Source organism: Clostridium tyrobutyricum DSM 2637 = ATCC 25755 = JCM 11008 (assembly GCF_000359585.1).
In the GTDB taxonomy this organism is placed as follows: Bacteria; Bacillota; Clostridia; order Clostridiales; family Clostridiaceae; genus Clostridium_B; species Clostridium_B tyrobutyricum.
The window spans coordinates 131,951-155,058 of the sequence record NZ_APMH01000001.1; the positions used below are offsets into that span (position 1 = coordinate 131,951).

21 protein-coding genes and 2 pseudogenes are annotated in these 23,108 nt (G+C 29.1%); 6 read left to right on the plus strand and 17 right to left on the minus strand.

Features of this window, described 5'->3' with window-relative positions; genetic code table 11:
* Nucleotides 1-74 precede the first annotated feature (74 nt).
* Complete coding sequence (gene guaD / locus J418_RS0100660; protein WP_017894572.1) at nt 75-1,349, plus strand: guanine deaminase; 1,275 nt, start codon at nt 75-77, stop codon at nt 1,347-1,349.
* An 87-nt stretch (nt 1,350-1,436) separates the two neighbouring features.
* On the opposite strand, the gene J418_RS0100665 is transcribed toward guaD, so the two are convergent.
* The 5 genes from J418_RS0100665 to J418_RS0100685 form a co-directional block, all read right to left on the minus strand.
* A complete protein-coding gene (locus J418_RS0100665) occupies nt 1,437-2,288 on the minus strand; it encodes a DegV family protein (protein WP_017752132.1) in 852 nt (283 codons plus the stop codon).
* 115 nt (nt 2,289-2,403) lie between these two features.
* On the minus strand, nt 2,404-3,186 hold the full coding sequence (locus J418_RS0100670; protein WP_017752131.1) for a hypothetical protein: 783 nt from the start codon (nt 3,184-3,186) through the stop codon (nt 2,404-2,406).
* On the minus strand, nt 3,186-3,881 hold the full coding sequence (locus J418_RS0100675) for an ABC transporter ATP-binding protein (protein ID WP_017752130.1): 696 nt from the start codon (nt 3,879-3,881) through the stop codon (nt 3,186-3,188). The genes J418_RS0100670 and J418_RS0100675 overlap by 1 nt, the downstream gene beginning before the upstream one ends.
* The gene (locus tag J418_RS0100680) at nt 3,882-4,271 is read right to left on the minus strand and encodes a GntR family transcriptional regulator (protein WP_017894573.1); all 390 of its coding nucleotides are present in this window, start codon (nt 4,269-4,271) and stop codon (nt 3,882-3,884) included.
* Between the two features lie 178 nt (nt 4,272-4,449).
* The gene (locus tag J418_RS0100685; RefSeq protein WP_017752128.1) at nt 4,450-4,710 is read right to left on the minus strand and encodes a hypothetical protein; all 261 of its coding nucleotides are present in this window, start codon (nt 4,708-4,710) and stop codon (nt 4,450-4,452) included.
* A 257-nt stretch (nt 4,711-4,967) separates the two neighbouring features.
* Between J418_RS0100685 and J418_RS0100690 the strand changes: the two genes are divergently transcribed.
* Nucleotides 4,968-5,984: an AI-2E family transporter gene (locus J418_RS0100690; RefSeq protein ID WP_017894574.1), complete on the plus strand. Its 1,017-nt coding sequence runs from the start codon at nt 4,968-4,970 to the stop codon at nt 5,982-5,984.
* A gap of 66 nt (nt 5,985-6,050) precedes the next feature.
* Here the strand turns inward: J418_RS0100690 and J418_RS0100695 are convergent, their stop codons facing one another.
* Entirely contained in the window at nt 6,051-6,278 is a 228-nt protein-coding gene (locus tag J418_RS0100695; protein WP_017752126.1) for a hypothetical protein, read from the minus strand.
* 226 nt (nt 6,279-6,504) lie between these two features.
* Between J418_RS0100695 and J418_RS0100700 the strand changes: the two genes are divergently transcribed.
* Together J418_RS0100700 and J418_RS0100705 are read left to right on the plus strand one after the other, a co-directional pair.
* On the plus strand, nt 6,505-7,728 hold the full coding sequence (locus J418_RS0100700; protein ID WP_017751102.1) for a pyridoxal phosphate-dependent aminotransferase: 1,224 nt from the start codon (nt 6,505-6,507) through the stop codon (nt 7,726-7,728).
* A 67-nt stretch (nt 7,729-7,795) separates the two neighbouring features.
* Entirely contained in the window at nt 7,796-8,257 is a 462-nt protein-coding gene (locus J418_RS0100705) for a hypothetical protein (RefSeq protein ID WP_017751101.1), read from the plus strand.
* Between the two features lie 64 nt (nt 8,258-8,321).
* Here J418_RS0100705 and J418_RS0100710 read toward each other — a convergent pair whose 3' ends face one another.
* The 7 genes from J418_RS0100710 to J418_RS0100740 form a co-directional block, all read right to left on the minus strand.
* Nucleotides 8,322-10,211: an LTA synthase family protein gene (locus J418_RS0100710; protein ID WP_017751100.1), complete on the minus strand. Its 1,890-nt coding sequence runs from the start codon at nt 10,209-10,211 to the stop codon at nt 8,322-8,324.
* A gap of 110 nt (nt 10,212-10,321) precedes the next feature.
* The gene (locus J418_RS0100715) at nt 10,322-11,866 is read right to left on the minus strand and encodes an ABC transporter permease/substrate-binding protein (protein WP_017751099.1); all 1,545 of its coding nucleotides are present in this window, start codon (nt 11,864-11,866) and stop codon (nt 10,322-10,324) included.
* Complete coding sequence (locus tag J418_RS0100720) at nt 11,866-12,993, minus strand: betaine/proline/choline family ABC transporter ATP-binding protein (protein WP_017751098.1); 1,128 nt, start codon at nt 12,991-12,993, stop codon at nt 11,866-11,868. Before J418_RS0100720 ends, J418_RS0100715 begins: the two co-directional genes overlap by 1 nt.
* A 329-nt stretch (nt 12,994-13,322) precedes the next feature.
* Nucleotides 13,323-14,852 carry a sensor histidine kinase gene (locus J418_RS0100725; protein WP_017894575.1) on the minus strand — a complete coding sequence of 510 codons (1,530 nt, stop codon included), beginning with the start codon at nt 14,850-14,852 and terminating at the stop codon, nt 13,323-13,325.
* 5 nt (nt 14,853-14,857) lie between these two features.
* Complete coding sequence (locus J418_RS0100730; RefSeq protein ID WP_017894576.1) at nt 14,858-15,562, minus strand: response regulator transcription factor; 705 nt, start codon at nt 15,560-15,562, stop codon at nt 14,858-14,860.
* Between the two features lie 112 nt (nt 15,563-15,674).
* A complete protein-coding gene (locus J418_RS0100735) occupies nt 15,675-16,607 on the minus strand; it encodes a methyl-accepting chemotaxis protein (protein ID WP_017751095.1) in 933 nt (310 codons plus the stop codon).
* A gap of 80 nt (nt 16,608-16,687) precedes the next feature.
* Nucleotides 16,688-17,683: a LacI family DNA-binding transcriptional regulator gene (locus tag J418_RS0100740; RefSeq protein ID WP_017894577.1), complete on the minus strand. Its 996-nt coding sequence runs from the start codon at nt 17,681-17,683 to the stop codon at nt 16,688-16,690.
* Between the two features lie 95 nt (nt 17,684-17,778).
* Between J418_RS0100740 and J418_RS16740 the strand changes: the two are divergent.
* Nucleotides 17,779-18,000, plus strand: a pseudogene (locus J418_RS16740) (IS110 family RNA-guided transposase); the annotation flags it as partial.
* Nucleotides 18,001-18,136: 136 nt separating this feature from the next.
* On the opposite strand, the pseudogene rbsK reads toward J418_RS16740, so the two are convergent.
* From rbsK to J418_RS0100755, 3 genes and pseudogenes are all read right to left on the minus strand, one after another.
* Nucleotides 18,137-19,059 (minus strand): annotated as a pseudogene (gene rbsK / locus J418_RS15380) (ribokinase).
* A 154-nt stretch (nt 19,060-19,213) separates the two neighbouring features.
* Nucleotides 19,214-19,663 (minus strand): MBL fold metallo-hydrolase, encoded by a 450-nt coding sequence (locus J418_RS0100750; protein WP_017751092.1) that lies wholly within the window; start codon nt 19,661-19,663, stop codon nt 19,214-19,216.
* Nucleotides 19,664-19,778: 115 nt separating this feature from the next.
* Nucleotides 19,779-21,956 (minus strand): methyl-accepting chemotaxis protein, encoded by a 2,178-nt coding sequence (locus tag J418_RS0100755; RefSeq protein WP_017894578.1) that lies wholly within the window; start codon nt 21,954-21,956, stop codon nt 19,779-19,781.
* A 199-nt stretch (nt 21,957-22,155) separates the two neighbouring features.
* Between J418_RS0100755 and J418_RS0100760 the strand changes: the two genes are divergently transcribed.
* Nucleotides 22,156-22,413 carry a hypothetical protein gene (locus J418_RS0100760; RefSeq protein ID WP_017751090.1) on the plus strand — a complete coding sequence of 86 codons (258 nt, stop codon included), beginning with the start codon at nt 22,156-22,158 and terminating at the stop codon, nt 22,411-22,413.
* A gap of 110 nt (nt 22,414-22,523) precedes the next feature.
* Here J418_RS0100760 and J418_RS0100765 read toward each other — a convergent pair whose 3' ends face one another.
* Nucleotides 22,524-23,093: a GDSL-type esterase/lipase family protein gene (locus tag J418_RS0100765; protein WP_235807138.1), complete on the minus strand. Its 570-nt coding sequence runs from the start codon at nt 23,091-23,093 to the stop codon at nt 22,524-22,526.
* Between the last annotated feature and the right edge of the window lie 15 nt (nt 23,094-23,108).

Consider the following 23,108-nt stretch of genomic DNA (forward strand, 5'->3'; position numbering starts at 1 on the left):
TAATCCTATTGATAAATGCTTGTTTTAGTGTTATTTTACTATTATAAGGCATTCACTTTAAGGAGATGAACACCATGACAGAGATTTTTAAGGGGAATATAATATACACTAAAACTCCAAATAAATTTGATATAATTGAGAATGGATATATAGTTGTTGCAAATGGAAAAATTCAAGAAGTTTCAGATAAATTAAATGAAAAGTTCAATGGAATAGAAATTCATGATTTTGGTAATAAATTGATTATACCAGGTATGAATGATCTTCACCTACATGCACCTCAATACAGAAATATGGGAATTGGTCTTGATAAAGAACTTCTACCCTGGTTGAATTCATATACATTTCCTGAAGAATCAAAATTCAGTGATTTAAACTATGCAAAAAATACATATAAACAACTAATAAGAGAATTATGGAAACAGGGTACTACTAGGTCTGTAATTTTTTCAAGTATTCATAAAAATGCTACAAAATTACTTATAGACATGTTCAATGATTATGGTATGTCGGCTTTTATAGGAAAAGTGAACATGAACAGAAATTCTCCTGACTCATTAACTGAAGATACTGTACAATCTTTAAAAGATACGGAGGAGATTATAAAATACTGCAGTACAAAGTCAAAACTTGTAAGGCCAATAATAACTCCGAGATTTGTTCCAAGTTGTTCCCAAAAGCTCATGGATGGTCTTGGAAAATTAGCTGAAAAATATTCACTTCCGGTGCAATCACATTTATCTGAAAATGTAGATGAAATAGCCTGGGTAAAAGAATTACACCCTGAAAGCAAATCTTATGGACATGTTTATGACAGTTTTGGATTATTCGGTACTACTCCTACTTTAATGGCTCACTGTATATACTCATCTAAAGAAGAAATTGAACTTATAAAAAGCAAAAATGTAAGGATTGTTCACTGTCCAACTTCAAATATGAATATAGGAAGCGGTATAATGCCCTGTAGAAAATATCTTGATCTAAAAATTCCTGTTTGCCTAGGTACAGATATAAGTGGTGGAAGCAATTTATCCATGATAAAATGTATAGTTTATGCTATTCAGCTTTCAAAATTATACTGGATTCAATCCAAAAAGAAATATAAGTTTCTATCTACATCTGAAGCTTTTTATATGGCTACAAAAGCTGGTGGAAGTTTCTTTGGAAAAGTTGGAAGTTTTGAAAAGAGTTATTCCTTTGATGCCCTAATAATAGACGATTCAGATCTCAACAGTTTTGGCTATTCCATAGAACACAGGCTAGAAAGATTTTTATATACTGGAGATGACAGAAATATTGTTTACAGATATATAGAAGGTTCCCTGGTTAAGGATCCAAATTTACTTTAATCTACATAATTGCATTATATACTATTTTAAATGCTTAAAGTACCTCTTAAATTTTTATTTCAAGAGGTACTTGAAAAACATTGTTGATTATTCTTCCTCATACATTACTACACCAACTAGTCCCGGTCCACTATGAACCCCTGCAACTGGGCTTATGGAACCACACAATTTAGCTGAAACTATATTTTTATGTTCTTTTATCTTTTCAAATACTTTCTTTGAATCATCAAATGCTGCACCATTTACTACAAATATGCTGTACTTGTTAGAATCTAAAATTTTATTTGCTATTTCAACCATTCTTGCTATAGATTTCTTTCGCCCGCGTACTTTGTCATAGGTATAGTATTTTCCATCTGAGTTATCTATAGCTACAATTGGCTTTATATTGAGAAGCTGCCCTATCGTACCTGCAACCTTTCCTATTCTTCCGCCTTTTTTTAAATATTCCAAAGTATTCACTATGAAAAACAATCTGATTTTACTTTTTATATAAGGTAACTTATTTACTACATATTCAAAATTCATACCTTTTTCTATAAGTTTAGCACATTCTAAAACCAGTATTCCTTCTCCCATAGATATAAGTTTGGAGTCAAAAATACATGTTTTTATTTTAGGATGATTTTCACTTATAAGTTTTATTCCATTATAGAAACCTGTAAGTCCACTTGATAGAGTTATAACTATAGCGTGAGTATACCCTTGTTTTTCCAATGAATCAAAAACATTCTCCATCTCATCTACAGCTGGCATTGATGATGTTGGTATCTCATTGTGCAAATTTTCATATACATAATCTGGAGTTATATTTATTTTATCTATATATTCTCTGTTTTTATATATTATTCTATAATGCATTACATTTATGCTGTATTTATCTATTAAGTCTTCAGGTAAATCACTAGTTGAATCCGTTATCAATGCAATCTTATCCAAAACAATTCCTCCCTATAGATGCATATTATACTTATTATATCATGTTCTGAATATACATCAATATTCATACATAAAAATAAAAAGCGAGCTTCAAAACTCACTTTTTATATCGTGCCTATAGATCCAGTTTATTCTCCAGTAAATATGCCACTATACAAAACATTGCCGCCACTATGGCTACAGTACAGATTACCAAAGATATATTTACATCAACAAAGCCATTTGATACTTCTGCAATGCTCAAATTTCCTTTAGATGATAAGACATTCAGTTTAAAGGTTTGAGGAAATATTTTTGCAAATAAAGTCTCTACTCTTGCCTGAGCTATTACCAACACTATAAATATGATAAAGCTTCCAAGCTTACCGATTTTTCTACTCTTAATTGCAACTTTGCTTAAAGTTACAGCCAAATACACCGTAAGCAAAAAGCTTATATAGCTTACTACTACAGCAATAATAGCTAATATTATAAACTTCACACTAAAAGTATTAAATATGGAATTAAATATACCTCTCATATCAACTACAAAACCAGAAGTAACCTTTAATACTTGGGTCCATATAAATGTTATGATTATTGCTACTATTCCTATTATAATGCACTGAAGAATGGCTGTTATAATCTTGCTTCCAAGTATGGAAGATCCACTTCTAGGAGTAGTAAATAGAAGATATCCACTGTCTCCATAAATATCCCTGGCAAATAACGCTATATTCCATATTACAACCACTACGGATGCGGCAAAACTAATTAACATGCTTATAACAAGTATTGCATCATTTCCCCATGAATTTACCTTGATACCCAAGGCCAGATTTAATAGAATCATGGCACAAACCATTATAAGAAAATCTTTATAATAAGCTTTAAGATCGTATTTTATAATTTCAAACATTATTTAAATACCTCCCTGTATATTTCATCTACGGATTTGCCTCTCCTGGATCTTAATTCTTCAGCATCACCTGATAATATTATCTTTCCTTCTGATATAAAATCTACATCATCAAATAATCTTTCTATATCACTTACAAGATGAGTTGTAATCAATATAGAACTGTCTTTACTATAATTATCCAATATTGCATCCAATATTCTCTCTCTTGTAGTTGGGTCAACTCCGCCTAAAGGCTCATCTAAGATATACAGTTTTGCATTTCTTGAAAGGACTAGTGTTAAATATAATTTTTCGCTCATTCCTTTTGAAAGGGATTTTACTTTACTATTTATATCCAGATTCATGAATTTAAGAAGTTGTAAAGCCTTATCATAATTAAAATCTTTATACATATCGTTGAAAAAATTAAAAGCATCTTTTATCTTCATCCATTTAAACAGATAATCTTTATCCGGTAAATAGGAAACTTCCGATTTTGTAATAACTCCCGGCTTATTACCATTTATAAGTATTTCTCCAGAACTTTGTTTTAATATTCCTGCAGCAATTTTCAAAAATGTAGTCTTTCCGCTTCCATTAGGTCCTAATAGCCCCACTATTCTTCCACTTTTTATCTCCAGATCCAATCCATTTAAGGCTTTTTTTCTAAAATAATTCTTTGTAAGCTGTGAACTCTTTAAAATTACATCCATTTATCTTTCCTCCCTACCTTCTGAAGTCACATCAACTATTCTTTTTTCAACTATATTTAATATTTGAGATCCTGAAAATCCTAAGTCTTTCATTCCATCTATAAAATTGTCTATAACTTTCTCAGCCATTTCATGTTTTAATCTTCCAACCATATCTATATCCTCCTTAACAAAATTCCCCATTCCTCGTTGGGTATAAGTAATGCCACTTCTTTCTAACTCCTGATAAGTTCTCTGTATAGTGTTTGGATTAACTTTAAGATTTGATGACATTTCTCTTATGGACGGAAGTTTATCACCAGGCTTTATTTCATTTGATATTATTTTTCTTTTTACAATATTCATTATCTGCTTATATATTGGTACGTTGGGATCAAATTCAACGCTCATAATAACACCTCCATTTTAATCAATATGTGATTTGCTGTACTATATATATAGTACACTATATATATATATTAGTCAATTGTTTTTAATATAGTATAAAAATAACTACAGTTAAGGGGCTGTGTTTATAATTTTATTATACCCACAGCCCTTTATTATCTTAAATATATTAAATTAATATTTATATTTCCTTTGGTATCATAGCAACTTTATAACTCATTGTACTATCTTTTAAAAAATTATTATTCATGGTAATTTGTTGTACTTCATTTAAAGTTTTTGCGGTGAATATGACATTGCCACCGTTTTTGTTCAAAATTCCACTCCCTATTAAATATTTACTTGAAGTTGTATTTATGTTGTTAATTCTAGTATTATTTTTAACCTGTCCAATATTATTTGCCCTATAATTTATACGTACAAAAAGGTTATACTTATCCATAATATCGTCTCCAAATCAATTTTATTATATGCCCATGATTAATTATATTAACTTATTTATAAAATATTCCTAAACATTTCACTTATGTTATATATTATATCGAACACCTGTTCCTATGTCAATGATCTGTTTCAACTTATTTCATGTATTTTAGCAAATTTATAACATTTATATCTATTTTTTTTGATATGTCTTGAAATTGCTATACTTTATCTCTTATAATATAAATACTATCAGTTTATTCGAAAGGAGATACCATGGACTTTCTCATCAACTTTTTTTCAAAAGACTCAACAAAGAGAATATTATTATTTATAGCTATAATAATATTTTTTTATAGCTTTCAATCAGTATTCAATTTATTTCTGTTAACCTTTTTATTTGCATACATAATGAATAGTATTCAGGTATTGATACTTAAAAGATTTAAAAATGTAACTCATATAAAGGAAAATATAGTGACAATAGTATTATATTCTATTTTATTTTCATTTATAGTATTCGTAATTGTAAAGTACATACCCCAGCTTGCAAATCAGACAAAATCCCTTATAGATCGTTTTTCAGAATTTAAGTTTTCAGGGAACTCTAATTCGATAATTCAAAAATATATAGTGGATATGCTTGGTCAGATAGACATCAAAAGTTATATCAAATCAGGCTTTAATGTTTCTCTCCAATTAGCTTCTGAAATAGGTAAATGGAGTGTAAATATATTTATATCTATTATGTTAAGCTTATTCTTTATACTTGAAAAAAAAGTAGTTATGCAATTTATTAAAAAGTTTAAGTACAGTAAAATATCTGGCATATATAATTATTTGGCGTTTTTTGGAAAAAACTTTCTAAATTCTTTTGGTAAAGTTATTCAGGCCCAGATATTAATAGCTCTTGTAAACACTATTCTGTCTGTAATAACCTTATCAATTCTACACTTTCCACAGCTTGTAACTCTTGGGTTTATGATATTTGTACTTAGCTTAATTCCTGTTGCAGGAGTAATAATATCTTTAGTTCCTCTTTGTTTAATAGCTTTTAACATAGGCGGCTTAGCTAAAGTTGTATCTGTACTTATTATGGTTGCAGTAATACATTGTATAGAAAGTTATATTCTAAATCCAAAGCTGATGTCTTCAAAAATAAAAATACCAATTTTCTTTACTTTTGTAATACTAATAGTTTCCGAACACATATTGGGAATGTGGGGACTTTTGATTGGTATTCCACTATTTATGTTCATACTTGACCTTCTTGGTGTAAAAATACACGACTAACAAGGACTGGAACAATATTAGATTATATCTATATGTTCCAGTCCTTAATAATTACATCTATAAAATCTATTTTGATACTTCCCTGTATTTTACATCTATAACCTTTTTATTGAAAGGTTCTTTGCTTTTTCTAAATTTACTTTTGCTCTTGAAATAATTTATACATCTTACTAATCCCCAAATTGCAATTCCTGCAATTATAACAAAAGGCAGTATATGTATAAATACCAAAGCAATAATTATTGCAAGTCCAATTTTCCATATTAATGATATATTTTTATATGTAAAATTCATATTAAAAACCCCTTTTCCTACACGAGATATAGTATTTTTATAAATTAATTATAACATACTTTATAAAATGTAGTATATTATAACCTATAATAAAGTATTAATAAAGTATTAATTTCAAACCAATACCGTATTAAAATATATTATATGTGGCTCTTTTTTTATTTATAAATTTGTGTAACAATATAACTTAATGAGGTAAATAAAAGATTTTAATAGGAGGATATATATGCAGTTTTCAAATAGAATTTCTAATATGGATTTTTCACCTATAAGGAAACTATCCAAATTTGCAAAAGAAACAGAAAAAAGGGGTATAAAAGTATATCATTTAAATATAGGTCAACCTGATGTTAAAACACCTGATACATTTTTTGAAGGGGTAACTAATTACAACGAAAATATAGTAAAATACTGTGATTCCCAGGGAATAGATTCATTAATAGAAAGTTTTATTCAATCATTATCTGATTCAAATATATATTTTGATAAAGATGAATTAATGATAACTCATGGTGGAAGCGAAGCAATTCAATTTGCACTTATGGCTATATGCGATCCGGGAGATGAAGTAATATCCCCTGAACCATTTTATTCAAATTACAGTAGTTTTGCAAAAATAGCTGGAGCTGAAATAGTCCCTGTTGAAACAAAAATTGAAAATGAATTTCACCTTCCAGGAGAGGATTTGATAGAATCTAAAATTACTAACAGGACAAAATGTATACTTATATCAAATCCATGCAATCCTACGGGAACAGTTTATTCATATGAGGAATTGGAGATGCTGGCACGTATTGCAAAAAAATATGATCTTTTTATTATATCAGATGAAGTATATAGACAATTTATCTTTGACAATATATCATATACTTCATGTATGCATTTATCTGATATATTGGACAGGGTAATACTTGTAGACAGCATATCAAAACATTATAGTGCCTGTGGTGCAAGAATAGGTCTTGTTGCCTCTAAAAATAAAGAATTGATGCACAATATATTAAAATTATGTCAGGCAAGATTATGCGTATCAACTATAGAACAATTTGCAGCTTCAAACTTAATAAATACCATGAACAGCTATATTACAGATGTAAAAATGCAATATAAGAAAAGACGAGACATAATGTATACTGCCATGTCAAATATACCTGGAGTTGTATGCAGTAAACCAGAAGGAGCTTTTTATATGCTTGCGAAGCTTCCTGTTGATGATTCGGATAAATTTGCCAGATGGCTTCTTGAGGACTTTTCTTACAACAATCATACTTTAATGTTTGCACCTGCATCAGGATTTTATGCAACTAGAGGACTTGGGAAAAATGAAGCTAGATTCTCATACTGTACAAGTATAGAAGACATTAAAAATTCAATGATAATTTTAGAAAATGCATTGGAAAAATACAATAAGATTAGTAAAGTCAAAATATTGGATCTTGCAGAACAATAAATTAATTGTAACCTTTATAGGTTAAATTACATAACTTATTATGTAGTTAATTCTATGGAGGATTAAAATGAGTTTAGAAAATGAAAATAAGAACTATGATAACTGCAATACAGAGGCGATAAGTACATCAGAAGATTGCAACTGCGATAACACAGACTACAATTATGACAACTATATGGATTATTACAATAATATACCTACTGCACCTACTGCACCACCTATACCACCTTATTGCAATACACCTTATGGATACGGTATGGTACCTTATGGAATGTTACCAATGCAACCTCAACCTTATCCTTTTACAAACAATGACATATACAATGAGCCTTACGATGATTATAAAAATACTGATAATACCGAAGATGATATATGTGAAGGTGATGATATAGCTGACAACGACGATGATAATTTTAATAATTTAACAAGATCCAGAAGACGCAGAAGGAGACGTAGAAGAAGACGTCGTTATGACTACCCCTATTATTATCCAGGTGGCTTTCCATTTTGGCTCTGGTGGTTTTTATAAAACCATATAAATAATTACTTAAAAAAAGACTGAACATATTTTTTTACGTTCAGTCTTTTTTAAACTATTCTTTATTGAGAAAAGTTTTTAACAGATTATGATTTAATAGATCATCGGAATACTGAAGTTCTTCTGTATATTCATCCTTCTCCTCTTTTAATTTAGCCGTCTCTTGAACAGGCTTTCCCGTAGCCAAATCATAATAGCTATTTGCCCAAGATACATAAAGGTTTTTTCCATCTATAAATGAACCATTTCTGAATATAACTTTACCACTTTTATCATTAAGCATGTCCTTTCCAAACATGTACTGTTTTGAAATTCCCATCAGATTTGCCAGCGTAGGATACAAGTCCATCTGAGCTGTATAACTGTGATCTATAACTCCAGAATTCATGCCATCTGGAAAATGCATTATAAGTGGGACCTTCTGATATTTGAACCATGTATAATCATTTTGATTGTCTACATTTTCAAAATTGTATAACTGATCCATCTTGTCTTTTGGTATTGCAAAATGGTCTCCATATATTGCTACTACTGAATTGGCAAGTGTACCATTCTTCTCAAGGGTATCCAGATAATTTCCAAGTTGTTCATCCGTATAATGTATTGCTTGTAAGTAATTTCCCATAAAAGTTCCTTTATATTTTCCTACATCAAAGTTACCATATTTGCTGCTTCCTGCATCATAAGGAAAATGGCTTGTAAGTGTTACAACGAACTGATAATATGGCTGCTTAAATTTTTCCATTTTCTCAATTGATTGATTTAAAAATGACTTATCACTAAGTCCAAGTCCTATTATCTCATCCACATTATAACTGTGCTGTCCAAAGAAATCATCAAATCCTTCAGCTTTATACATTACATTTCTATTCCAAAATCCTTCTGTATTTCCATGCATGGCTGCTGTATAATATCCTTTGTTTTTTAAAGCAACTCCAAGTGAATTATATGTATTTCCGCTGTACGTATAGTAAGCTGCTCCTGATTGAGCTGGATACAGTGAATTATTTGACATAAATTCAGCATCAGCTGTAGTACCACCTGCAACTTGATAATAATAATTATCAAAATACATACTTTTTTTAATCCATCTGTTTAAATTCGGAGTTATTTCTTTTCCATTAACTTTTTGATTAATTACAAATTGCTGCAGTGCTTCTACTTGTATTACTATTAAATTCTTTCCTGAATATTTCCCTTGAAATTTAGTTTGTCCACTTTGTTGGTCATTTTGTTTAAGAAAGTCCTTTATTTTCTCTACCCTTTCTTCAGGCAACTTCTTTGAATTTTTTATATTTGTACTTACAAAATTAAATGCATCCACCGCATGGAAGTCTATATTGCCTATCATTTTAGTAAGATATATTCTATTGCTCATGGCAGTTAAAAGTGTAGGTTGAGTTTTAGAAACATTATACAATGTACCAGCATTTACAACTACACCCAATGCAATTAGTATTAAAAATCCTGGAATCCTATTTGATATTTTTAAAGAATTCTGTTTTAACCTCTTGTACATTCTTTCAAATGGAATAAGTACAAACACATCCAGTATATAGAATACATCTTTAAAATTGAAAAGACTTGCAACACTACTAGATACATCTCCAAGCATTTTGGCATTTTTTACAGATGAAACAGTAATTATGTCCTTAAAATATCTATAATACATGACATCTGCAATAAGCATTGCGCTTATGACTATATTGGCAATATATAAAAAGCTAATCCTTGTCTTTTCCTTTAATATTAATGAAATACCAAGGAATACTAATATTGAAGCTATTATAGGTATTATAACAGATCTATCCAAATATCCTGGAGATATTGACTTTGAATACATATAAAGCTTTGTAAAAACTAAGATAAAAAATAAAATGATGTCTATATTATTGAATAAAAAATAAAATAGAAACTGTGATATTTTTTTATTTGATTCTTTCATTTCTTCTCCTCTTTTTTATTTATCTATTTTTAACACTATCATCTTAAATTTTATCTCACTAAAATGACACATCAATGGCATTTATATGAACAATTTGTTAATAATATTTTCTATTTTATCAATCCCTGTTCTTTCAAAAATTCATGAGCAACAGCTTCTGGTTGTTGTCCTAGACTATCAACTTTATAATTTAATTCCATCATAGTCTCATCATTTATTTTGCCACTTAACTTATTCAAAATCTCTTTAAGTTCAGGGTGTTTTTCAAGTGCATCTTTTCTTACTATAGTAGCTGCATAGTATGGTGGAAATACTTTTTTATCATCCTGCAAAGATTTCAAATCAAATTGTTTTAACAAACCGTCAGTAGAAAAGGCATCTATTACATCCGATTTTTTCTCATTTAATGCAGTATATCTAAGTCCTCCATCTACACCCTTTATTTCTTTAAAGTTTATACCATACGAGTTTTTAAGTGGTCCTAACGTATCTGAACGCTCTGTAAATTCTATTGTGCAACTCAATCTTAATTGATTACTTACCTTTGCAAGGTCTGATATAGTATTTAAATTATATTTACTAGCTGTGTCTTTTGATACGGCCAATACATATGTATTATTAAATCCAATTGGATTGAGCCATTCTATGTTGAAATTCTTATTGTAATAATCTTTAACTGTATTATACACCTTGTCTGGATCATGAATTAATTTATGTTTCATTACATTTACAAGCCCAGTACCTGTATATTCTACACTTACATCTACATTGCCAGACTTCATGGCACTCAGTACTATATTGGTTCCACCTAAGTTTGGTTTGTAGTCAACTTTAATATCACTATTTTTTTCAACAAGCTCCCCTATCATGTATACTAGTACAATCTGCTCAGTAAAATTTCTTCCTCCAACTACTATTCTATTTCTTGAACTGTTGTAATAAAATACTGATCCTGCAACTATTATAATACAGAGTATTGCTGCAATTGCTTTTTTATATTTTGATGGCATTTTTTTCTTCTTTTTCTTTGTTGCGAACTTTTCAATTTTGCTGATTACAAAATCCATTATAAGTGCCAGTATACAAGCTGGTATGGCTCCTGCAAGTATCATGTTGCTATTGACACTTTGAACTCCTGTAAATACCATATATCCCAAACCACCAGCTCCTACAAATGCTGCTATAGTCATAAGTCCAACAGCTGTAACTGCCGATATTCTTATACCTGCCATTATTATAGGAAGTGCAAGCGGCAATTTAACCATTTTCAATATCTGAGATTCTGTCATTCCAATTCCCTGTGCTGCTTCTATAATATTTGGATTAATACCTACAAGTCCTGTATATGTATTTTTTATAATAGGCAATAATGAATATAAAATTACCATTACAATTGCAGGTTTACTTCCAATACCTATAATCGGAATTAAAAATCCCAGTAAAGCCAAACTAGGAATAGCCTGTATTATATTTGCAATACCAATTACAATTGAAGACACTTTTTTATTCTTCGTTATAATTATTCCAAGAGGTACTCCTATTATAATAGCTATAATCACAGACAATACAGTTAATTCAATATGTTGAATAAAAAACCTTAATATTTCCTGGTACCTGTCTTGAACAAAGCTAAAAAATCCTATAATCGAGTTCATTAAATATCCACCTCCATATCTAGAAATTGACTGCTCAATACAGCTATAAGGCTACTTCTAGTAATAAGACCTTTTAACTCTCCTGCGTTATTTAAAACAGGTACATATCCTATTCCTTTAGAGTTTATTTTCTCAAGTATATCAACTATGCTATCTTCTTCAAACACTGAAAATATATTTGTTTCCATTATATCTTTTAATTTTAATGTTTTTTCCATACCTTTTCTTATATCTTTAAGTGTTACTATTCCAAGAAGTTTTAAAGCTCTATCCACTACCATAATGCTATCTACTTTATTAGTTCGCATTATCTCTATTGCCTGAACTATATTTCTACCCGAATTAGTCATAATAGGATTAGTTATCATAATATCCTTTGCTCTTATAAACTCCGGCTTATTCCAAATTCTATTCTTACCTATAAATTCTTCTACAAACCCATGAGAAGGATCTTTTAATATTTCCTCCGGAGTATCGAACTGTACTATATTACCATCTTTCATTATACATATTCTATCTGCAAGCTTTATAGCTTCATCCATATCATGTGTAACAAATACTATAGTTTTTTTTAGTTCCTGTTGAAGACTGAACAGCTCATCTTGAAGCTGATTTTTACTTATAGGATCAAGTGCACTAAATGGTTCATCCATGAGAATTATATCAGGATTCATTGCAAATGCTCTCGCAACTCCTATTCTCTGCTGCTGACCACCACTTAATTCGTCAGGATATCGATCTAAATACTCCTCTGGTTTCATGCCAATCATATTTAAAAGTTCAACAGTTCTACTTTGTATTTTATCATCAGGCCATTTTTGCAGCTTAGGTATCAAACCTATATTTTCTTTAACAGTCATATGGGGAAAAAGACCTGTTTGCTGGATTACATATCCTATATCTCGTCTAAGTTTTATGTTATCCTGTTTTTTTATATTTTTTCCATTAATAAAGATATCCCCGGAAGTAGGCCTTACAAGTTTATTTATCATCTTTAGTGTAGTTGTTTTCCCACATCCGCTGGGACCTATAAGTACTACTAATTCTCCATCATTGATCTTTAGATTTATATTGTTTAATATGCTTTTACTTTTAAACGACTTATTTATATTTTTAAATTCTATCACAAAATTCCTCCATTTCTTAAAATATGATATCAAATATTCATTCTAAAATTTATTGTGTTAATATAAATCAATATACTGATAAAGTGGAATTCTCAAATTATTATATATTGTTTAATAATTTATTTTAATGTTAACATAAAAACACTACTTCAATCAAATGCATAATTTAAAAAAGCTTATTCATATATGAAAAACAAATAAAAAAGGCTTATATGTTATTTTTTTAACATATACGTTGTTCCTAACTATATTCTGTGTTAAGGTCAAATTACATCTTTTATTAAATGTCAATGTTTTTTACAAAAAGTATACTTTTTATTAACAAAAAATTAATATATTGTATCCATCTCAAAATAAAATTTCACTCCAATATTTGTATTTTTTATACCATATTTATAGCCATGAAGTGTTAGAATATTTTTTACTATAGCTAGACCAAGTCCAGTACCTCCTAATTTCCTGTTTCTTGATTTATCTATTCTATAAAAATTATTCCATACTTTGTCAATTTGATCCTCAGGTATATTAATCCCGCTGTTTTCAACAGATACAATAATTTTTTTATCTATTTTAGTAGTTAAAACTATAATATGGCCATTTTCAGTAGTATATCTAATAGCGTTTGTTAAAAAATTAGTAATTACCTGTTCAATCATATTCCAATCTGCATATACTTTAATGTCCTGCAATATTTTAGTTTCCAAAATTATATTTTTATTTTTTATAATAACCAAAAACTTTTTTAAAATAGGCTGTATAAGTCTGTCTATAAAAAATTCTTCTCTTGTAATCTTGAATATGCCTGATTCTAGGTGTGATAAATTCAGCATATCAGCTACGAGATCCCCCATTTTTTTACTTTCATCTATTATTATATCAATATAGTAATCCTTATTTTCAGATTCAAATACATTATCTTTAATTCCTTCAGCATACCCCTCTATTAAATTTATAGGTGTCTTCAATTCATGAGATACTGCATTTACAAAATCCTTTCTTGTCCTTTCAAGCCTCCTCTCCCTTTCTATATCCACTTCAAGCTTTTTATTTACTTTTTTTAAAGATGTAAGTGCACTATCAAGATTATCTGACAAAAAGTTTAAAGTACATGCCAAATTTCCAATTTCATCATTGCTATTTATACTACATTTCTCTGAAAAATCAAGTCCAGCCATTTTTTTTGCAGTTGAATTAATTTTTACTAGCGGTTTTGAGACCATGTTAGTATATATTAAAGATAAGACTATGATAATAACCATGGCTCCAATATAAAAGTACACATAAAATTCTTTTATTACTGCTGATGCTTCATTTACAGGTTGTAATGAGGTTATTGCAAATATTATTTCATTCTTTTTATTGTCTGGAACTGCACTTAATATATTTTTTGTTCCATTAATTCTTGTATCTGTAATAATTGTAATTGGCTTATTATTTTGTTCCATAGTACTCAATATATTTGAACTTGAACTCCACTCCATTATTATGTCATTTATGATTTTTACCCTTATTGCATCATATCCTTTATCATAAGAATTTGTTATAAATTTTATCTTTCCATTCTGCCCCATTATCACAATTTTTGAATTATTATCTTCTTCAAAATTCTTCATTAAATCAATTATACTGTTTTCATATTTTGATTTATTATATTCCAATGCAAATTTTTGGATTTTATTCTCTAAATGCCTTTTCTTTTGTGATATATAAAATTTTCCAAAGAATACTGATTGAAATATTAATGTACTTGTTATAAATAGTGTAAAAACAAAAGCTGTTACCAAAAACAACTTCCATGTTATATTTTTTCTTATTTTCGACACAATCCTGTTTTTTAATACTAAATCTTGTAATTTCATAACATTTACTCCAGGTGGATACTTTTTTTATTTTTGCCTTTAATATCAAATTTATACCCTACACCACGTATAGTGGTTATAAGATATGCCTTAGCTCCCAACTTTTCTCTAAGCCTCTTTACGTGAGTATCAACAGTTCTTAAATCGCCATAATAATCCAAACCCCATACATAATCCAAAATTTTTTCTCTGGTTAAAACTATATTTTTATTTTTTATCAGGTAACAAAGAAGCTCAAATTCTTTTGGTGAAAGATATATATCGTCTTCGTTTATTTTAACTTCATGGGCTTCTTCATTTATACACAATCCATCATAATTATTTTTTTCTCCATTTTCTTCATCTGAATATGCTCTTTTTAAAAGAGCTTTTATCCTTGCTACAAGTATACTTGGACTTACAGGTTTAGTTACATAACTATCAGTGCCTAATTGAAATCCTAAAAGCTGATCTTCATCTTCTGCTCTTGCTGTTAACATAATTATAGGAACATTGGATATCTCCCTAAGTTTTCTACATACTGTCCATCCATCCATCAGAGGCATCATTATATCCAATACAACTAAATCCACTTCATACTTTCCAAATTTATCTAGTGCATCTTTACCATTTTCAGCTAATACAGTTTTCATTCCCTCCTTTTTAAGATAGGCCTCCATAAGTAGTCTCATTCTCTCTTCATCATCTACTATTAAAATAGTTCTATTCATCTAAATACCCCTTAAAATACATATTTTTATAGGAATTATACCATAAATTTAAAAATACTTATATAATAAACACCACGTAAACAGTGTACTATTTACGTGGTGTTTATTATATCTAATTCAGTTTTTCCGTAAATGAAACTAACTCATTTACACTTTCATCCAAAGCCTCATCTACCACTGAAGCTTCATCTATATGTTTAAGAATTTGTGTACTTGTATTATTCAATATATCATCTATTGCACTAGTTTTCTGGGATATTTCTTCTATGTTCTGCTTTTGTTCAGTCATAGAGTTCTTTACCGCTTTGACTATATTTTCTACCTCAGAGAAAGCACTTAATGTATCATCTATTTTCTGCATGGCTTCTTTTGAAGATTTTATTCCATGTTCAACAAATTCTGTACTTTTTCCTGCATTATCAAGGACAACTTTTGTATCATCGTTTATAGATCTAATTAAATCAGTTATATCTTTGGTACTACTTCCTGTAACTTCAGCTAATTTTTTTACTTCATCGGCAACTACTGCAAAACCCTTTCCGCTTTCTCCAGCTCTTGCCGCTTCTATAGATGCATTCAATGCAAGTAAATTGGTTTGACGTGCTATACCTGTTATTAATTGTGCTATCTGATTTATTTTATTAAATCTTTCTGCAAGCTCATTTAAACTGGAATATGTACCTTTTATTTCCTTCTCCAAAGATTCTATTTCTTTCTTGTTCAATTCAATAGCCTGTCTTCCCTTTACGGATTTCTCAATAGTTTCTTCCGTCAAATCAAGCAATTTATTTCCCTTTTCAAATAAAAGGTTTGTTGATTCAATAGCATTCTTTGTAACATTGGATATTCCACTCATATGATTTTCTATATCTTTTGTAAGTTGTTTTAGAATATCATGTTCACTATTAACCTCATTATGCTGTTTTATTATATCTTCTATTTTTATTTTCATATTTTTTAAAAATTCTACAGTATCATCATTTGAAATTACTTTGGTATCCCCAAGTTCTACATTATTTTCCTTTTTGGTATTAGAAAAATCCATATATGTCTTTCCTCCTTATATTCTGATAACTAATTTTATCTTACATCTACCTTTGAAAATTAGCAATAAAACTTTATCGGCTATGCAGTTCCTCTCAATATCAATTTTGGCTTAAATTCTATTTTTTTATTAATAGTTTTTCCATCTATAATATCTATAAGCAATTTACAGGCCTGTTCTCCCATTTCATAAATAGGTTGTCTTATAGTAGTAAGTTCCGGTTCTATATATTCACAAAATGATATATCATCATATCCTATTACTGATATATCTTCTGGTATTTTTAAATTCTTTCTTTTGATGGTTTTAATTCCCCCAAATGCCATTACATCGCTGCTGTATAGAATAGCATCTATTTTGGGATTTGAATTTAATAGATTTTCTGTCCCAATTAATCCTCCTTCTACAGAATATATACTATTGTATATTAAAGATTTACTGTATATATCAAGTTGTTTTGATATTTTATCAAAAGCTTTTAATCTTAATTTAGAAGTTTCAAGCTTCATAGAACCATTTACAAATCCTATATTCCTTTTTCCTTTATCATACAGATATTTTATTGCCTCAAATATTCCCTCCTCATTTGAACAAAAAACACTGCTAAAATCTTTTAAAGGATCTGCATATCTATCTACAAATACAACCGGTATATTATTTTTTTTAAAAAAATCAATACTATTTCTACTCCCTCCACCTGAAATAAATATAGTTCCCGCCACTAATTTACTGATTAAAAGTTTGGTATACTTTTCTTCTTTTATATTATTACTATCTGAATTACATAAAATAACATTATAATTTAATTTTCCAGCAGTATCTTCAATTGCCCGTGCAATTTCTGAAAAAAATGGATTTACTATATCAGGAAGTATTATTCCTATAGTTTCAGTTCTACTGGTGCTTAAACTTCTAGCTATACCATTTGGTATATAGTTAAGTTCATTTGATATTTCTATTATTTTACTCCTGGTTTTTTCACTTACATTTATATTTCTATTATTCAGAACCAGTGAAACTGTTGTCTTTGAAACTCCAGCTATTTTAGCAATATCTGATATAGTAGGCTTTTTCATAATTAATCACATCCACTCTTAAATACTATATAATATATTATACCCATGCAATCTACTGCACAATCTCCATATAAACTATTTTTTAAAAGTATTATATACGTACTAATAGAAACGGTGAGCCTATAAACAAAGTTTTACTTGCCTACTATAAAGAAAGTTTAAATTGCAGAAGTGAGAAAGTAGGTTTGGTAGCAATAATGCATAAACTTATTAACTACATATTCTCCGTTTTAAAAAATCAAAAAGAGTATGAACTACGAGATCCTAAAATGCATACCACAATACATCTTAATAATCACTCTGCTACAGCAGCCTAACATCTATGAATTTAAAGCCTGATAATTTTACAATTAATTCCATTGTTCGTGTTTTTTAATGGATTTTTTGTCATACTTATTTTTACTCGTAAATTTTTTTGCTAAATATTATTGACTTTTACTAGCTGGTCTACCCTTATTTATAAATTTCCTTAACTTCCTTCAAATATGGAATGGAAGGCTGCGCTCCTTTTCTCTGAACTGTTATTGAAGATACCTGATTTCCAAATACTACAGCATCTTTTAAATTTTCAAAAGATACATGTTCTATATCAATTTTTGAAACTAACGCTCCTAAAAAACTATCTCCTGCTGCAGTAGTATCAATAGCTTGTACTTTATAAGCTGGTATCAATTCCTGTTTATGTTCTGTAATTAAAGCCGCTCCAATTTCTCCAAGAGTTATTATTACAGCTTTTACTCCTCTATCAATAAATAACTTTCCTGCCTCAGCTGCACTTTTTAAATTATTTACATGTATTTTTGTGAATGCGTATATTTCAACTTCATTTGGTATTATTATATCTGTATTTTGTATAATACCATCACTAATTTCCAATACAGGCGAAGGATTCAATACCGTAATCTTATTATATTTTTTTGCTATTTTAAAACCTCTTTCTATAGTCTTCATGGGTATTTCAAATTGAGATACTAAAATGTCAGATTTAGAAATAATATCTTCTGAACTATCTATATCATTATTCAAAATATCCATATTACAACCTGATACTACTATAATTGAATTATCTCCCTGATATTTACAGTTATAATTGCAACCCCTGTAGGTTTGTTTTCTTCTTTTGATACATAAGCTGTGTTAACTCCATAATTTAAAAGTTCTTTTATAAGTGCATTGCCATTTTCATCATTTCCAACTTTTCCTATAATATACACCTGGGCGCCGCTTTTTTGTGCAGCTACAGCTTGATTTGCACCTTTGCCACCAGGAACTTTCTGTATATCATTTGCAAATATTGTTTGTCCTACTTTTGGCATAGAATCTACTTTTAAAACCATATCCATATTTATACTTCCCATTACACAAACCCTATTCATTAAAATCCCCCTTAGTAAAACGGTTTACTTATTTTATGCACTTATGATAACGCATTTATAATAAAAAATCAATTTTACTGTAAATATTTAAATAAGCAAATAAACTATTTTACTAAGTAAATTTACATATTTCCTAATTCATACTATAAAATCATTATATAAATAATACCCTGTCATTTACTATATATGACATGGAACCAGGATCATGATTTGGTATAACAAATGATTTTATTTTTACTCTTCCTATGTTGGTTACCTCTCCATCTTTAAGTTTTCTGTAACCTGTATTTTTACATCTATCAAGGTAGGATATTAATTTTTCAGATTTTTTAGATGATATGTCCCTTGACAAATAGATTCTGGCATTCTTAAATAATTTAATGCCTCCTATATGTCTAAAATCTGGATGTGTTAGAAATATACTTGAAATTGACTCTGGATTTATATTTATCTTTTTTAATTCCCTGTTAATAATAAATGGCATGAAGCCAGCATCAAAACATATGTTGGTATTTCTGTCAGAATATATAAAGAAATTAGAAATTAAAGCTTTTACAACAAAAACATTTCCAGTTATTTTCTGAGTTTTATTCAATCTAAACATAATATAGAACCTCACATTCACAGGTTTAATCCGTACTATTTTCTTAACTGTATAATTTCCACATTTCAATAAAATTATACATAATTTAAAGTGGTGTGAAACTCTATGTAGAATTTCACACCACTTTAAATGCTCCAACCATTTCCTGAAGATTATCTGAAGTATACTCTAAATTATCCGTAACCTGCTTTAATCTTACTGTTTCATTGAGAATTTGTTCTAATAAAATCAAGGATTCCTCACTTCTGCTGGCACCACTTGAAGTTCTTCTATCTATTTCGTCTGCAGATTCATTTATATTTATTACCATATTGTCTACATCTTTATTTTCCTTATTGGTTATTTCAAGTATAGTCTCCATTTTTCGAGTTATGTCCTTTACATTATCTACAATATATTTGAAAGAATCTATATTGTCCTTTACATTTCCAGTGGACTCCTGTACTTTGCTGTCAATTTCATTTATATCGTTAAAAGTATTATTTGTCTCCTTCTGTATATTTTCAACTAAATCTCCTATAGATTTAGTTGCCTCTTCTGTTTGTACTGCTAATTTTGATATCTCCTCTGCTACTACTCCAAATCCTTTTCCTGCTTCCCCAGCCCTTGCAGATTCTATTGTTGCATTTAATGCCAGAAGTTGAGTCTGTGCACTTATACTACTTATCGTCGTAACTGCTTTACTTATAGAATCAGAATGCTTTTGAAGTATTTTTATTCTGTCCAAAGTTATCTTCATGGTTTTTTCCAGATCACCTATGGATTTAAGCACATTGTTAGAAGAATCATTTGCCTTAAGCGCATGATTGCTTGTATTTACAGTTTTATCCGTAACCTCATTTATGAGAGTGCCCATTTCCTGTATTGATGCTGAAAGATTATTAAAATGTTCTTTTGTTCCCTGAAATACACTATTCTGTTTTTTCGAAATATCTACCAAACCATCTACAGTTTTGGATACTTTTTTCATACTTTCCTTTATGTTATTGGTTAAATTGGAGACTATATTAATAGAATTTTTTGATGCTTTAGAAGAAGTATCAACTCTTTTTATCATAGTCATTTGATTATTTATAAATTTATTAAACCATCGTGACAACTCGCCTATTTCATCATAAGACATCTTATCTACTCTTTTAGTTAAATCACCTTCTCCTTCAGCCAATAAATGAAGTATATCAACTGTTCTGTTAAGTGGATTTGAAACTAGCTTTTTTGATATTTCATAACTTACGAAAGTTATTATAAGCCAGACTATGATTGAACTTATAATTCCATAATTCGGCTTTAAATAGTATGCTATATTACCACATACCATAGCCGCTGCTGATACAGCAGATATTACAAGTGGTATTCTAATATTTATACTTTTAAAATTATATATTTCCGATATATCTCCTTCACACATCATTCCCCAAACTTCATCACTACAGGGCGGTTTTATAAGAGTGCCTTTCCCACCTACCATAATATGCCTATAATCAGGATATCCGGGCCAACAATCTAAGCTTTCACCATTTTTTATAGTATTAAGTACACCATTATGTAATTTCCCCGTTTTAGGATCAGTAAATCTAATTTCAAATTCAGTATGCTTTTTTATTCTAACTGTACCCCATTTTGAAGTTTTTATTCCGTCTTTGAGATTATCTCCCATAGTAAATGTATTGTCTTCAAATCTACTTCTCGATATAGCTGTTCCCTGAGGTATATCCCTATCTGTTTTTACCATAAATAAGTAGTTATCACCTGAATCCTTATATACATGAGTATCTTCGTCTTGAATCACATTGCTCATATCATCATTTAATACACGACCTAACAGTATTCTCCTGCTACCTGTACAATTTATATATGGTATAGAAAACATCAGCGTAACTTCGTCTGAAAATTTCTTTTTTGATAGATCTATGTCCAAAGTATATTTATCCACATAAGGACCATACATGAACCTTTCTTCCTGCATTCCCTTTTTATAATTTGGAAAACTGCTCATATCAATACCTTTGTGTTTATTATATGTAGATTGAAATATTATACCTTTATCATCCAATATGATAAACTCGCAAAAATCTTTATATTGTTTAAGTCTTTCATTCATTTCTCCAAGTACTTTAGTGGTGTCTTCATCAAAGTTTTTTATAATATGACTGACATTCTCCATCTGTACCCATTTATCTCTAAACCAATTTTCGAGAGCCTTTTTTCTTCCTCTTGATATTCCTTCAAATACTTGTTCAGATTGTTTCTTAATTTTTCTATTTAATATATACATGAACTTTGATTTTATCATTAGTTATCCCCCTAAAATGAATAAAACTACTTCAATATTATTTTTATTCTCCAAATTTATTTAAATTCCTGCAAATTTATTAAAAAAAATGTAATTTATTTAAATTTTGATTTACATTTATAATGTATTGTTTACAACTTCTTAATCTATTTGTGATATACTATTATAAAAAATATTACATACTTAAAGGAGATTAAAAATGAAACACAGAACGAAATTTATTATTGTTGGACTGTTTTCAGCTGGAGTTTTAGCTCACACTATTGGTAATGTAATTAGGAAGAAAAACAAATCAAAAAATATGATTGTCCTACCCCATAAAAATTTAATTATTGATGATGAATTAAAATATCTTGTTTCAGAAGGTAAAAAAAATCAGGCTGTTAAAAGAGTAAAAAATTATTTAGGCCTTAGCTTAAAAGAAGCAAAAAAATATATTGACAATTTAGATGTTTAAAACTATATAACACAAATCAGCTAAATATTTTAATTATTTAGCTGATTTTTAATATAATTAAATTTAAGCTGATTCTCTAAATAACTCAGGCTGTTAATAAACCTATTTTGTCAATAGTCTTCTAAATTTATAATTTCAGCCATTTTTTCATGACCATATCTATTTAAATGTAACCCGTCAATATAGTATTTCTCATCTATATTACCATCATCCATGTAGAAAAGCGGATAAAAATTTATTACATTAATATTATAGTTCTCAGAAAAAGTCCTTATCCATTGGTTTAATTTTATGATATCACTATTTATATTATCAAATCTTCCTATAAATCCCCACTTTTTTTGGACAATATTTTCACAGATAGGTATAGATAGTGCAAATACAGGTATTATATTATTTTGCATAATCTGAAATGCCATGGCGGCCAAATTGGCTTCAATCTGATGTATATTCACATTCCAAATCAGGTCATTTGTCCCACCCATTATTATTGCATGTGTTGGGTTATTCAAAATAACATCATAATATATTCTAGATAGCATTCCTCCGGTTGTATCCCCTGATACACCCTTGTTTATTACTTCCACATTCAATTTAATTTCCATAAGTTTAGTCCATACCTGGCTTCTATTTACTCCATATCCATAGGTAATACTGTCTCCTATACATATTAATTTCATAGGCATCATCCCATC